Genomic DNA, 12,992 nt, shown 5'->3' with positions numbered 1-12,992 from the left:
GGGTCGGCGCCTGGAGGGTCGGTTGTTCGCTGTGCACACTGTTGGGTCCTGAGGCAACACGCCGCAGGGCTATCGCCCTAGGGACGTTTGTTTCTGGTGTGGTGTTTGAGAACTGTAGAGTGGATGCGAGCATCTTTGTGGTCAAGTTGTTAAGGGCACATGGTGGATGTCTTGGCTTCAGGAGCCGATGAAGGACGTGGGAGGCTGCGATATGCCTCGGGGAGCTGTCAACCGAGCTGTGATCCGAGGATTTCCGAATGGGGAAACCCAGCACCAGTGATGTGGTGTTACCCGCACCTGAATATATAGGGTGTGTGGAGGGAACGCGGGGAAGTGAAACATCTCAGTACCCGTAGGAAGAGAAAACAACCGTGATTCCGTGAGTAGTGGCGAGCGAAAGCGGATGAGGCTAAACCGTTTGCATGTCAAGCTGTCAGGCGTTGTGCAGGCGGTGTTGTGGGACCCAGCGTCGAGGATCTGACAGTCCTCGGAATGATCACGTGTGTTAGTGGAACCGTTTGGGATGGCGGGCCGGAGTGGGTGAGAGCCCCGTACGCGAAAACGCATTGTTGGTTGTTTGTTTGGTGTTCCCGAGTAGCAGCGAGCTCGTGGAATTTGCTGTGAATCTGCCGGGACCACCCGGTAAGCCTAAATACTTCCTGAAGACCGATAGCGGACGAGTACCGTGAGGGAAAGATGAAAAGTACCCCGGGAGGGGAGTGAAAGAGTACCTGAAACCGTGTGCCTACAAGCCGTCAGAGCCTTTGGGTGATGGCGTGCCTTTTGAAGAATGAGCCTGCGAGTTAGTGCTGCGTGGCGAGGTTAACCCGTGTGGGGTAGCCGTAGCGAAAGCGAGTCTGAATAGGGCGTTTGAGTCGCGTGGTCTAGACCCGAAGCGGGGTGATCTACCCATGGCCAGGGTGAAGCGTCGGTAAGACGTCGTGGAGGCCCGAACCCACCAGGGTTGAAAACCTGGGGGATGAGCTGTGGGTAGGGGTGAAAGGCCAATCAAACTCCGTGATAGCTGGTTCTCCCCGAAATGCATTTAGGTGCAGCGTCACGTGTTTCTCTGCGGGGGTAGAGCTACTGGATGGTCTAGGGGCCTTACCGGGTTACCGAAATCAACCAAACTCCGAATACCGTAGTGTGAGAGCGTGGCAGTGAGACGGCGGGGGATAAGCTTCGTCGTCGAGAGGGAAACAGCCCAGAACACCAGCTAAGGCCCCTAAGTGTGTGCTCAGTGGGAAAGGATGTGGGATTGCCCAGACAACCAGGAGGTTGGCTTAGAAGCAGCCACCCTTGAAAGAGTGCGTAATAGCTCACTGGTCAAGTGGTCCTGCGCCGACAATGTAGCGGGGCTTAAGCACACCGCCGAAGCTGTGTCATTCGCACAATACATCGGCTCAGCTCCTTGAGGGTTGTGTCTAGTGGTGTGGATGGGTAGGGGAGCGTCCTGCATCCAGGGAAGCCGCCGCGGAAGCGAGTGGTGGAGGGTGTGGGAGTGAGAATGCAGGCATGAGTAGCGAATGCAGAGTGAGAAACTCTGCCGCCGGATGACCAAGGGTTCCTGGGCCAGGCTAATCCGCCCAGGGTAAGTCGGGACCTAAGGCGAGGCCGACAGGCGTAGTCGATGGACAACGGGTTGATATTCCCGTACCCGAGCATGTGCGCCCATGACGAGGCGTTTGATACTAACCACCCAAAGCCGGCGCGGAAGTCTTCGGATGGAAGTGTCGTGTGGAGCGTGGGACCTGATTTCGTAGTAGTCAAGCGATGGGGTGACGCAGGAAGGTAGCTCCGCCAGGCGATGGTTGTCCTGGTGTAAGCGTGTAGGCTGGAACATAGGTAAATCCGTGTTCCATGAGGCTGAGACGTGATGCGTAGCCGTTTGAGGCGAAGTAGAGTGATCCTATGCTGCCGAGAAAAGCCTCTAGTGAGTGCATGCACGGCCCGTACCCCAAACCAACACAGGTGGTCAGGTAGAGAATACCAAGGCGATCGGGTGAACTGTGGTTAAGGAACTCGGCAAAATGCCCCCGTAACTTCGGGAGAAGGGGGGCCAAACACCTTGAAGCCTTTTTCGGGCTAGGGGTGGGTGGCCGCAGAGACCAGCGGAAAGCGACTGTTTACTAAAAACACAGGTCCATGCGAAGTCGCAAGACGATGTATATGGACTGACGCCTGCCCGGTGCTGGAACGTTAAGAGGACCGGTTAACTCCTTCGGGGGTGAAGCTGAGAATTTAAGCGCCAGTAAACGGCGGTGGTAACTATAACCATCCTAAGGTAGCGAAATTCCTTGTCGGGTAAGTTCCGACCTGCACGAATGGCGTAACGACTTTCCGGCTGTCTCAACCACAGGCCCGGCGAAATTGCACTACGAGTAAAGATGCTCGTTACGCGCGGCAGGACGGAAAGACCCCGGGACCTTTACTATAGTTTGGTATTGGTTTTCGGTTCGGCTTGTGTAGGATAGGTGGGAGACTGTGAAGCTGCGACGCTAGTTGTGGTGGAGTCGTTGTTGAAATACCACTCTGGTCGAATTGGGAATCTGAACCTCGGGCCATGATCTGGTTCAGGGACAGTGCCTGATGGGTAGTTTAACTGGGGCGGTTGCCTCCTAAAGAGTAACGGAGGCGCCCAAAGGTTCCCTCAGCCTGGTTGGCAATCAGGTGTTGAGTGCAAGTGCACAAGGGAGCTTGACTGTGAGACAGACATGTCGAGCAGGGACGAAAGTCGGGACTAGTGATCCGGCACCTCCTGGTGGAAGGGGTGTCGCTCAACGGATAAAAGGTACCCCGGGGATAACAGGCTGATCTTGCCCAAGAGTCCATATCGACGGCATGGTTTGGCACCTCGATGTCGGCTCGTCGCATCCTGGGGCCGGAGTAGGTCCCAAGGGTTGGGCTGTTCGCCCATTAAAGCGGCACGCGAGCTGGGTTTAGAACGTCGTGAGACAGTTCGGTCCCTATCCGCCGCGCGCGTAGGATACTTGAGGAAGGCTGTCCCTAGTACGAGAGGACCGGGACGGACGAACCTCTGGTGTGCCAGTTGTTCCGCCAGGGGCATGGCTGGTTGGCCACGTTCGGAAGGGATAACCGCTGAAGGCATCTAAGCGGGAAGCCTGTTCCAAGATGAGGTATCCCACCCTTTGTGGGTTAAGGCCCCCAAGAGACCATTGGGTTGATAGGCCAGAGATGGAAGCACAGTAATGTGTTGTCGAGTTGACTGGTACTAATAGGCCGAGGACTTGCCTACGAAGATGTTACGCATCCACTCTACAGCTCTGAAACACCACACCGGGTGTGTGTGTTGTTTCGTAGTGTTTCGGTGGTTATAGCGTCAGGGAAACGCCCGGTCCCATTCCGAACCCGGAAGCTAAGCCTGACAGCGCCGATGGTACTGCAACCGAAGGGTTGTGGGAGAGTAGGACACCGCCGAACTTACCTTCCGTACGGCCCGTTAGGATAGCCAGTTGGCTGCCCTAGCGGGCCGTACGCGTATGTCCAGAACAAGATTTTTCACGGCAGGAGGCCAGGTGTCCGAGTTCGGTCGACGAGACTCAGCGGATGATGGGTCCGGCCGGTCGGCACGCCGGGACGAAGGCTCCCGGGGCCGGCCGGACGGACCAGGAGGAGAACGGCGCGGCGCGCGGCAGGACCGCGGCGGCCGCGACGGCGGTTACCAGGGCGGCCCTCGCCGTGACGACCGCGGCCAGCGTGGAGGACCCGCAGGTCAGAGCCGCAACTTCGGCGATCGGGACGACCGCCGAGGCGGTTCCCGGTTCCCGGGCGGCGACCGCACCGAACGATCCGGTCGCGGCTACGACGACCGAGGCGGCCGCCCCCAGGGCAAAGCCTCATCCGGCGACCGCAAGCCCCGCTGGGACGACCGCGGCACGACCCGCCGCGACGACGACCGAGGCCCCCGTTCGGGTGGTTCCCGCGACGACTACCAGCGCCGCGAAGCCGGCGGCTACGGCCGCCGCGACGACGACCGCCGCTCAGGCGGCTTCCGGCCGGACGACCGCCGTGGCAACGACCGCGGCGCCCGCCCGGGCGGTTTCCGTTCGGACGATCGCGGTCGAAGTGGCGATGATCGCCGCTCGGGCGGCTTCCGTTCCGATGACCGTGGGCGGGGTGGCGATGATCGCCGCTCCGGTGGTTTCCGCTCGGATGACCGTGGCCGTAGTGGTGACCGTCGCCCGGGTGGCTTCCGCTCGGACGACCGTGGCCGTAGTGGCGATGATCGCCGCCCCGGTGGTTTCCGTTCCGATGAGCGTGGGCGGGGTGGCGATGATCGCCGTCCCGGTGGTTTCCGCTCGGATGACCGTGGCCGCAGTGGTGACCGTCGCCCGGGTGGCTTCCGCTCGGACGAGCGTGGCCGAGGCAACGACCGCCGTGATGACGACAGTCGCCCCGGTGGTTTCCGCTCCGATGAGCGTGGGCAGGGCGGCGCCCGCCGCGATGATTCGCGCGGCGATCGCGGGGGTTACCAGCGGCGCGATGATGACCGTGGCGGCCGTCCGGGTGGTTTCCGCTCGGGCAGCGACTCGCGTGATCGCGGCTCCTACCAGCGCCGCGACGACGACCGAGGTGCCCGCAGTGGCGGCTACCAGCGCGACGACCGCGGCAGCGATAACCGCGCCGGCTACCAGCGCGACGACCGCAAGACCGACGACCGCAAGACCGGCAACCGCAGCACCGACAACCGCGGCGAGCGCACCGGGGGCGGTTTCCGCGACTCCGGCAACCGCCCCGACCGGCGCGACGACCAGCGCCGCGAGGAGCGGCCGCGCCGGGAGCCGCGGCCCAAGGTCTCCGCTCCGCTCGATGACGAGGCCCTCGCCAAGGAACTGCTCGAAGCCCCCGAGCTGCCCGAGGACATCGAGTTCTCCGACCTCGACGAGGAGGCCCGCCGCGAGCTGAGGACCCTGCCCAAGGGGCTCGCCGAGACCGTCGGGAAGCACCTCGTCGCCGCCGGTGGGCTCATGGACACCGATCCCGAGGCCGCTCTCGAGCACGCCAAGTACGCCAAGGCCAAGGCCTCGCGCGTGCCGATCGTGCGGGAGGCGCTCGGCCTGGTCGCCTACCACGCCGGCAACTGGTCCGAGGCCCTCTCCGAACTGCGGGCCGTCCGGCGGATGACCCGCAGCGACGACCACATCGCCATCATCGCCGACGCCGAACGCGCCCTCGGCCGGCCCGAACGCGCGCTCGACCTCGCCAAGGAGGCCGACACCGCGAAGCTCAGCAAGGCCACCCAGGTCGAGCTGGCCATCGTCGCGGCCGGGGCGCGGCGGGACCTCGGGCAGCTCGACGCCGCCGTCGTCTCGCTGCAGAGCGACGACCTCAAGCCCGAGAAGCGTGACCCGTGGAGCGCCCGCCTGTTCTACGCCTACGCCGACAACCTCGCGGCTGCCGGGCGCGCGGACGAAGCCGTCCAGTGGTTCCTCAACTCGGCCGAGGCCGACGAGAACGACGAGACCGACGCGGCCGAACGTGCCGCCGAACTCGCGGGCCGGCAGCGGGGCGAGCAGCAGAACGATGAGTGACGCCCTGCTCGCGGCCTACGACGCCGTCCTGTTCGACCTCGACGGCACCGTCTACCACGGCTCCCGGGTCATCCCGGGAGCCCCGGAGGCGGTCCGGGCCGCGCGCGAGCACGGCACACCCGTCCGGTTCGTCACGAACAACGCGTCCAAGGCCCCGGCCGAGGTCGTCGACCACCTCACCGGCCTCGGCCTGCCCGCCGACGCCGGTGAGGTGCACACCAGCGCCCAGGCCGGTGTGCAGGTGCTGAAGGACCGGCTCGCGCCGGGCGCCGAAGTGCTCGTCGTCGGCACCGAGTCGCTCGCCGCCGAGGTCCGCGAGGCGGGGCTCAAGCCGGTGCGGGAAAACGCGCCGGGCGTCCAGGCCGTCGTCCAGGGCCACTCGCCCGACAACACGTGGGCCGCGCTGGCCGAAGCCTGCCTGGCCATCCGCGCCGGCGCGCTCTGGGTGGCCTGCAATGTCGACGCCACCCTCCCCAGCGAGCGCGGCCTGCTGCCCGGCAACGGCTCCATGGTCGCCGCGCTGCGGACCGCCACCGACGCCGTACCCGTGGTCGCCGGGAAGCCGGAGCCGCTGCTGTTCGAGACCGCCGCGCGCTCGGCGCGTGCGGAGCGGCCGCTGGTCGTCGGCGACCGGCTGGACACCGACATCGCCGGCGCGGTCGCCGCGGGCATCGACTCCCTCGTCGTCCTGTCGGGTGTCGCGACGCCGAAACAGCTGATCGAGGCGGCGCCCGCCGAGCGCGGCACCTACGTCGCCGAAGACCTCACCGCACTCACCTGCAGCGCCGAGGACCTCAAGATCGGCCCTCGCCCCGGCTGGACCGTCGAAGTGCGCGACGACGTCCTGGCCGTGACCGGCGACGGCGACGACCTCGACCTGCTGCGCGCGCTGTGCCACACGGCCTGGGAGACCGGCGTCACCGAGCTCGGCGACGCCGCCAAGGCACGGCTCGGCCTCGCCTGACTGATACCTTCGTACTGTGCAGGATCATCCGTACCCCGTCCCGGGCCCGCCGCCCGGTTCGTTCTCCCAGCAGACCGACCCGCGGGCCGGTATCGAGGAAGCCGTCGCCGGCCTGGACGACCTGGACGCGCTGCCGCTCGCGGAGCACGTCGAGCGCTTCGACGCCGTGCACACCGAGCTGACGGTCGCCCTGTCCAGCATCGACAAGGTCTGACCACGGTGCCCAAGCGGGCGCGCCTCGACGCGGAACTGGTTCGGCGCGGCCTCGCCCGGTCGCGCGAGCAGGCTTCGGCCCTGATCACCGGCGGCAAGGTCACCGTGCGCGGCATGGTGGCCACCAAGCCCGCCACCGGCGTCGAGTCCGACGCGCCGATCGTCGTCAAAGACGAAGACGACCCCGGCTGGGCCTCGCGCGGCGCCCACAAGCTCCTCGGCGCGCTGGAAGCGTTCACGGACCTGAGCGTCGAGGGCAAGCGCTGCCTCGACGCCGGCGCGTCCACCGGCGGCTTCACCGACGTCCTGCTGCGCAACGGCGCCGCGGCCGTGATCGCCGCCGACGTCGGCCGCGGCCTCCTCGACTGGCGGATCCGCACCGACGAACGCGTCGTGGTCATGGACCGCACCAACGTCCGCAACCTCACGCCCGAAGACCTCGGCGGGCAGGTCGACCTCGTCGTCGGGGACCTCTCGTTCATCTCCCTCAAGCTCGTGCTGCCCGCGCTCGCCGCCTGCGCGCGCGAAGGCGCCGACCTGGTGCCGATGGTGAAACCGCAGTTCGAGGTGGGCAAGGACCGGCTCGGCAGCGGCGGCGTGGTCCGCGATCCCGGGCTGCGTGCCGAATCGGTGCTCGGGGTCATCGACGAGGCCGCGAAACTCGGGCTCGCGCTGCGCGGGGTCACCGCGAGCCCGCTGCCGGGGCCGTCCGGGAACGTCGAGTACTTCGTGTGGCTGCGGAAAGAACACGTGGCCGAGTCCACTGTGGACGCGGTAGACAGGTCTGAGGCCGAGCGGCTCGTCCGAACCGCCGTCGAGGAAGGGCCCGCATGACCACCGAACGTGAAGTGCTCCTCATGGTGCACCCGGATCGCGACGCGACGGGGGAGGCCGCGCGCGAGGTGTCGGCGCGCTTCGCCAAGGCCGGCATCCGGATCCGCGTGATCGAGGACGACGTCCGCGCGCTCATCGACCCGGACCGGCACGGTGTCGGGTCGAAGTGCACCGTCGTCGACCCGGACGAAAACCCCGCCGACGGCGTCGAGCTCGTCTTCGTCCTCGGCGGCGACGGGACGCTGCTGCGCGCGGCCGAGCTGGCCCGCCCGGCCGGCGTGCCGGTGCTGGGCGTGAACCTCGGGCGCGTCGGCTTCCTCGCCGAGGCCGACTCCGACGCGCTCGCCGACACCGTGCAGCGCGTCGTCGACGGCGACTACCAGGTCGAGGACCGGATGACGATCGACGTCACGGTCACCGACGGCGGCACCGAGCTGGCCCACACCTGGGCGCTCAACGAGGCCAGCGTCGAGAAGAGCACGCGCGAGCGGGTCCTCGACGCGCTGATCGAGGTCGACGGCCGCCCGGTTTCGGCGTTCGGCTGCGACGGTGTGTTGTGCGCCACACCCACCGGTTCGACGGCGTACGCGTTCTCGGCCGGCGGCCCGATCATCTGGCCGGACGTCCAGGCGCTGCTGGTGGTGCCGAGCAACGCGCACGCGATGTTCTCGCGGCCGCTGGTCGTCTCACGCGACTCGGTGATCACCGTCGGGATCGACCCGGACGGCTCGCCGGCCGTCCTGACCTGCGACGGGGGCCGGCTCATCGACCTGCCGCCGGGCGCTCGTGTGCGCGTGACGTGCGGCAAGACGCCGGTGCGGCTGGTCCGGCTGTGGGACGGGCCGTTCACCGACCGGCTGGTGCAGAAGTTCTCGCTGCCGGTGAAAAGCTGGCGGGAACGGCACGCCCGCCCCTGCGAGTAGCTCCGCAAAGGAGGCGCTTCGCGCCCCTGGTTCGACTCGAATTCGAACATATCGGCGACTCGCCGGGGTGCCGCGCGCGCAGAGTGTCGGTGGGGGCCGCTACCGTAGGCGGCGTGCTGGCCGAGATGCGCATCCAGGGCCTCGGAGTCATCGAGGACGCCCTGCTGGAACTGCACGCGGGCTTCACCGTCGTCACCGGTGAGACGGGTGCCGGGAAGACCATGGTCGTCACCGGGCTGCACCTGCTCTCCGGGGGCCGGGCCGAGGTGTCCAAGGTCCGGACGGGGATGCTGAAGGCGTTCGTCGAAGGGCGGTTCACCTATTCCGGCGTCGAAGGCGCCGAGCGGATCGTCGCCGAGTCGGGTGCCGACGTCGACGAGGACGGCAGCGTGATCGCGCTGCGCGCGGTCGCCGTCGACGGGCGCTCGCGCGCCCACCTCGGCGGCCGGTCGGTGCCGGTCGGCGTGCTCGCGGAGCTGTCCGAGCAGCTGATCGCGGTGCACGGGCAGAACGACCAGCTGCGGCTGCTGCGCCCGAGCGAGCAGCGCGCGGTCATCGACCGGTTCGCCGGCGATGCGGTGGCGAAGCCGCTTCGGGCGTATCAGGAGATCAGGGCCGAATGGCTCGCGGTGATCGCCGAGCTGACCGAGCGGTCGACGCGCTCGCGGGAGATGGCCCAGCAGGCCGACCTGCTCAAGCACGGGCTCACCGAGATCGACGCCGTCGCGCCGGAACCGGGCGAGGACGTCGAGCTGACCGAGCAGATCAAGCGGCTGGCGGCGGTCGACGAGCTGCGCGCGGCCGCGACCGAGGCGCACGTCGCGGTGTCGGGCTCGCCGGACGGCGACCCGGACGCCCCGGGCGCGATGGGCCTGGTGTCGGAGGCGCTGCGGCGGCTCTCGACGTCCGAAGACGCCGTGCTGCGCGAGCTGGCGCCGCGGCTGGAGGAGGCGTCGGTGCTGCTGTCCGACGTCGGGGCCGAGCTGGGCAACTACGTCGAGACGCTGGACGCCGACCCGGCGCTGCTGGAGAAGGTGCTGGCCCGGCAGGCCGACCTGAAGCGGCTGACGCGCAAGTACGCGGCGGACGTCGACGGCGTCCTGGCGTGGGCCGACGACGCGCGACGCCGTCTCGAGTCGATGGACACCTCGGAAGAGGCGCTGGCCGAGCTGGCGCTGCGCCGCGACCAGCTCGCGGTGCAGCTCGCGGCACACGCGGCGGAGGTGTCGGCGGCACGCAAAGATGCGGCGGCGTCGCTGGCTGCGGAGATCACGCGCGAGCTGTCGGGGCTGGCGATGGGCCAGGCGGCGATCGAGGTGACGGTCGAGCAGCGCCCGGCCGAGCACGGCGACACGCACGCGCTGGCCATCGACGGCCGCGCGGTGCACGCGGGCCCGGACGGCGTCGACGACGTCGAGCTGCTGCTGCGGGCCCACGACGGCGCGCCGCCGCTGCCGGTGCACAAGGCGGCGTCGGGCGGCGAGCTGTCGCGGGTGATGCTGGCGATCGAGGTGGTGCTGGCACACGCGGACACGGTCCAGACCCTGGTGTTCGACGAGGTCGACGCGGGAGTGGGCGGCCGCGCGGCGGTCGAGATCGGCCGCCGGCTGGCCCGGCTGGCGCGCACGCACCAGGTGCTGGTGGTGACGCACCTGCCGCAGGTGGCGGCGTTCGCCGACCAGCACCTGGTGGTGGACAAGGGCCACAGCGGCGGCGTGACGCGCAGCGGGGTGAAGAGTCTCAGCCAGACCGAGCGGGTTTCGGAGCTGGCGCGGATGCTGGCCGGGCTGGACAACGAGACCGGCCGCGCGCACGCCGAGGAATTGCTCGCCACCGCGGAGAAGGACAAGGCCGAGTTCGAGCCGAAGCGGAAGCGGGCGGCGAAGAAGAAGTAGCGCCGGCGGGCAGGTGGCCGGCGCCGGGGCAGGTTGGGAAGGGCCGGCTCGGCGGGGCGGTGCCAGACCCCGCGGACGGACGGGGCCGGGCCGGTGGGGTGGGTCCGGTGGTCGGGAGCTCCGGTCCGGTGGCGGTCCCGCGGGCGAAAGGGGCCGGGCCCGGCGGGCACCGGGTAGGTCCCGCGGACTCAAGGCACCCGGAGCGGTGGGTGGATCCGGCGGCCCGAGGGCCTGGCCTGGCGGGGTCCGTAGGGCGGGCTGGGCCTGGCGGGCACCCGGGGCCGGTTCTGCGCGCGGAAGGCACTGGAGCGGCCGCCGGCGGGTGGATCCGGCCGTCGGAGGGCCCCGAGGATCGGTCTCCCGGCGGGCGCCCTCGAGAACCGCGGGCCCGGCTGGGGGTTCGCCTGCGAAGAAAGGACTTCCGATGCGCGCGGTCGTGCTCCGGGAACCCGGTCCCGTCGAGAACCTCCACCTCACCGACCTGCCGGTACCGGAGGTGAAACCCGGGTGGGTGCGGATCGCCGTCAAGGCGTTCGGGCTCAACCGGTCCGAGCTGCACACCCGGCTCGGGCTGGCCGAAGGCGTCACCTTCCCGCGCGTGCCCGGCATCGAGGCCGTCGGTGTCGTCGACGCCGGGGGCGGCTTCGCGCCCGGGCAGCAGGTCGCCACCATGATGGGCGGCATGGGCCGCACCTTCGACGGCGGCTACGCCGAATACACCCTCGTGCCCGAACGCCAGGTCATCCCGTTCCGCTCCGACCTGCCCTGGTACGTCATCGGCCAGGTCCCCGAGACCCTCCAGACCGCCTACGGCTCGCTCACCACCGGCCTCGACCTCCAGCGCGGCCAGACGCTGCTGATCCGCGGCGGCACCTCCGCACTCGGCTTCGCCACCGCGACCCTGGCGAAAGACCTCGGCGCCACCGTCCTCGCCACCACGCGGCAGCCCGAACGCCTGGAAATCCTGCGCGCGCATGGCGTCGACCACCCGCTCCTCGACGACGGCGACGTCGCGAAACAGGTCCGCGAGATCGTGCCCGGAGGCGTCGACGCGGCCCTCGAACTCGTCGGCACGCCGACCCTGCCGGACACGCTGCGCGCCACCCGGGTGCACGGCACCGTCTGCTTCACCGGGATGTTGTCCAACCAGTGGATCGTCAAGGATTTTCTATCTGATCGGTTACCTTCCCGCCGGGGTGCGGCTGACCGCTTATGGTGGTGAGGCGGACGACCTGCCCGCCTCCGTCCTCCAGCGGTACCTGGACCGGATCGCCGCCGGCGAAGCCGGCCTCGGCCCGGCCAAGGTCTACCGGATGGACGAGATCCGGCAGGCGCACGACGACCTGGAGCACAACCGGACGGCGGGCAAGCTCGTCGTGCTGACCGGCCGAGCGGAGGGAGCCGCCCCGTGATCCTGCCGCCGCCCGCCGACGTCGAAGCGCAGCTCGCCGCCGCGCGGCGGGACGGCGACCTCGACCGCTACCTCGGCCTGCTCGCCGGGGAAGAGCTGTTCGTCCCGATCCGGCGGCTGGACGCCCACCGCATCCTCGACGAGCGGGCGGAGACCTTCCCGAACGTCTACTTCGAGACCGGCGGCGACGAGTTCCTGCAGGTCTTCACCCGCGGCGCGCTGCCCGACCTCGGCCCGGACGTCGTCGCCATGAGCGGCGCGCTGGACTGGGCGGTCGACGGCGTGGGACGGCACGAGCGGGTCGTGTTCAACCGCGGCACCCGCGGCGAGTGGCGGCTGCCGGGCGCGACCCTGCAGCCGTGGCTCGACGCGCACCACGACGACGTCACGCCGCTGGACGAGCAGGTCGAACGGCTGATCACCGCCCCGTACGGGCACCTCGACGGCCCGATCGCGCACGCGCTCGCCTGCGGCGCCCACCTGGCCGTGCTCAACGCGGCGCCGTGGAACGTCCTCGACGCGCGCCGCCACGACTACGTCGCCGAGGTCCGGGGCCTGCGGGACTGGTGGGGCGTGCCCGACCCGCCGGCCTGGCGCGCCACCATGACCGAGCTGATCGGCGACGGCTATGCGCTGACCCCGGGCAACCTGGTGCTCATGCTGCGCCTGCGGTTCGCCGCCGAGTACGGACTGTCCGGCGATGAGTTCGACCCGCTGACCTGGGCGGAGCTCGTCGGCCGGTGGTGCGTGGAGAACGACGCCGAAGACCAGGCAGCCGAGCTGCGGGACACCGTCCGGCGCGTGTCGCGCTACGAGCAGCGGTTCCGCGCGGACGGCCTGCTCGACACCGACGGGTTCGTCACCACGACGTTGGCGTGGGACGTCGGGCGCGCGGTCAACATCGCCCGGTGGGGCCTGGCGGCCGGTTATTGTGACGACTGGACAGCCGAGCTGATGGTGCTGGAGGCCGGTTCGCTCGCCCGCCGCTACCACCAGTCATGGCCCGACCTGTCGGCGGGGTACGTCATGGGCCGCATGCTGCAGGCCGGCGACGAGTTCGGCGAGTGGTACGCGGCCGCCGCGCGGGTCCACCACCAGCTCCTTCAGGACCCCTCGAGCCCCTGGCTGAACCTCGGTTTCGGCTCCCTTTCGGAGGAGTCCGACGCCTGAACCGAGGCGCGGGTCACCACAACGAGTCAC

The 12,992-nt window shown here is 68.8% G+C and carries 10 protein-coding genes and 2 rRNA genes; 11 read left to right on the top strand and 1 reads right to left on the bottom strand.

Annotated elements, in window-relative coordinates; genetic code table 11:
* Positions 1–139: 139 nt before the first annotated feature.
* Together BT341_RS33615 and rrf are read left to right on the top strand one after the other, a co-directional pair.
* A 23S ribosomal RNA gene (locus BT341_RS33615) occupies positions 140–3,256 on the top strand.
* A 68-nt stretch (positions 3,257–3,324) separates the two neighbouring features.
* Positions 3,325–3,441 (top strand): 5S ribosomal RNA (rrf, locus tag BT341_RS33610).
* A 560-nt stretch (positions 3,442–4,001) separates the two neighbouring features.
* Here rrf and BT341_RS46960 read toward each other — a convergent pair.
* Positions 4,002–5,021 (bottom strand): hypothetical protein, encoded by a 1,020-nt coding sequence (locus BT341_RS46960; protein ID WP_245805209.1) that lies wholly within the window; start codon positions 5,019–5,021, stop codon positions 4,002–4,004.
* Here BT341_RS46960 and BT341_RS46955 point away from each other — a divergent pair.
* From BT341_RS46955 to BT341_RS33570, 9 genes are all read left to right on the top strand, one after another.
* Complete coding sequence (locus BT341_RS46955; RefSeq protein WP_245805208.1) at positions 4,989–5,552, top strand: tetratricopeptide repeat protein; 564 nt, start codon at positions 4,989–4,991, stop codon at positions 5,550–5,552. The two genes, BT341_RS46960 and BT341_RS46955, sit on opposite strands and share 33 nt — an antisense overlap.
* Positions 5,545–6,516, top strand: coding sequence for an HAD-IIA family hydrolase (locus tag BT341_RS33600; RefSeq protein ID WP_072482325.1), 972 nt, complete (start codon positions 5,545–5,547; stop codon positions 6,514–6,516). Before BT341_RS46955 ends, BT341_RS33600 begins: the two co-directional genes overlap by 8 nt.
* 16 nt (positions 6,517–6,532) lie before the next feature.
* On the top strand, positions 6,533–6,730 hold the full coding sequence (locus tag BT341_RS33595; protein ID WP_072480075.1) for a hypothetical protein: 198 nt from the start codon (positions 6,533–6,535) through the stop codon (positions 6,728–6,730).
* 5 nt (positions 6,731–6,735) lie between these two features.
* Positions 6,736–7,563, top strand: coding sequence for a TlyA family RNA methyltransferase (locus BT341_RS33590; protein WP_072480074.1), 828 nt, complete (start codon positions 6,736–6,738; stop codon positions 7,561–7,563).
* Positions 7,560–8,486: an NAD kinase gene (locus BT341_RS33585; RefSeq protein ID WP_072480073.1), complete on the top strand. Its 927-nt coding sequence runs from the start codon at positions 7,560–7,562 to the stop codon at positions 8,484–8,486. The genes BT341_RS33590 and BT341_RS33585 overlap by 4 nt, the downstream gene beginning before the upstream one ends.
* A gap of 113 nt (positions 8,487–8,599) precedes the next feature.
* On the top strand, positions 8,600–10,381 hold the full coding sequence (recN, locus tag BT341_RS33580; RefSeq protein WP_072480072.1) for a DNA repair protein RecN: 1,782 nt from the start codon (positions 8,600–8,602) through the stop codon (positions 10,379–10,381).
* Positions 10,382–10,805: 424 nt separating this feature from the next.
* The gene (locus BT341_RS33575; RefSeq protein WP_245805207.1) at positions 10,806–11,603 is read left to right on the top strand and encodes a zinc-binding dehydrogenase; all 798 of its coding nucleotides are present in this window, start codon (positions 10,806–10,808) and stop codon (positions 11,601–11,603) included.
* Positions 11,578–11,793, top strand: coding sequence for a zinc-binding dehydrogenase (locus BT341_RS46950; RefSeq protein WP_245805206.1), 216 nt, complete (start codon positions 11,578–11,580; stop codon positions 11,791–11,793). The genes BT341_RS33575 and BT341_RS46950 overlap by 26 nt, the downstream gene beginning before the upstream one ends.
* Entirely contained in the window at positions 11,790–12,962 is a 1,173-nt protein-coding gene (locus tag BT341_RS33570; RefSeq protein WP_072480071.1) for a DUF1266 domain-containing protein, read from the top strand. Before BT341_RS46950 ends, BT341_RS33570 begins: the two co-directional genes overlap by 4 nt.
* Positions 12,963–12,992: the final 30 nt, after the last annotated feature.

Origin of the sequence: Amycolatopsis australiensis (assembly GCF_900119165.1) — a bacterium.
GTDB lineage: Bacteria > Actinomycetota > Actinomycetes > Mycobacteriales > Pseudonocardiaceae > Amycolatopsis > Amycolatopsis australiensis.
Note: the sequence above shows the minus strand (reverse complement) of the source record. Positions and strands in the feature narration are given on the sequence as shown.